General features: G+C 61.7%; 1 protein-coding gene. It reads right to left on the bottom strand.

What is annotated here, in order from left to right; genetic code table 11:
• Positions 1-798, bottom strand: a 798-nt coding sequence (locus NW819_RS01430) for an S-adenosyl-l-methionine hydroxide adenosyltransferase family protein (RefSeq protein ID WP_414412671.1), incomplete at its 3' end; no start/stop codon positions are given.
• Positions 799-875: the final 77 nt, after the last annotated feature.

Below are 875 nucleotides of genomic sequence, written 5' to 3'. Positions count from 1 at the left end.
GGGAGAGGGGCTGGGGGTGAGGATCCACTGCACGCGCACCTCATCTCCCACCTTAAAATCCAGCGCCCGGCTGGCATTGCCTCGGTTTTGCACGATCTCCACCCAGCCGGAGCTGCCCACCAGGGCCAGCACTTCCCCAACTTCTCCCTCAGCAAAGGTGGCCACGGAGCGGACGGGGATCCCTTTGATCCAGGCGCTCCAGCTTCGACCTTCCACCCACTGTCCGGGCAGGTTGGTGATGCCGTTGCCGAAGTGGTCGATGGCCTGGACCAGGCCGCGACAGCCGTTGGTCTCCATCTGGGGTGGCGGCCAGTCCCAGCGGGTTAGTTCTGCTACGTCTAGGGGATCCCCCAGCTCCGCCAAAGGGATCCCGTTGGCCAGATGAGCGGCAACCGGGGCAAAAATATCCCGCCCATGAAAGGTGCGGCTGGGAGAGGGGGTGCGCCAATAGCGGGGCCGGTTGAGTTCCACAGCAGCCAGCGCCGGAGTTTGGGCCAAAACGCCGCTGAACAGGCCATTGTCAGGGCCAACCAAAAAGCCCGTCTCGGTTTGGATGGCTACCGCCCGGCGGCTACTCCCCACCCCTGGATCCACAACGGCCAGGTGAATGGTGCCCGACGGCAGATAGGGGTAGGCCGTCATCAGGGCAAAGCGAGCCGCCGCCAGATCCTGAGGCGGGATCCCATGGCTGAGGTCGATGAGTTGAGCCTGTGGGGAAAGGGTATGAATCACCCCTTTCATAATGCCCACATAGGGATCCTGCAGGCCAAAATCCGTCAACAGGCTAATAAAAGGCATACCCTTTTGAGGCTTGAGGATCCCAGTTTAAGGATCCCAAAAGATAACAGCGCTTATGGATGGGGTGGCTAGCGGGC

Source organism: Synechococcus sp. R8-2 (assembly GCF_047461715.1).
GTDB lineage: Bacteria > Cyanobacteriota > Cyanobacteriia > Thermostichales > Thermostichaceae > Thermostichus.
Note: the sequence above shows the minus strand (reverse complement) of the source record. Positions and strands in the feature narration are given on the sequence as shown.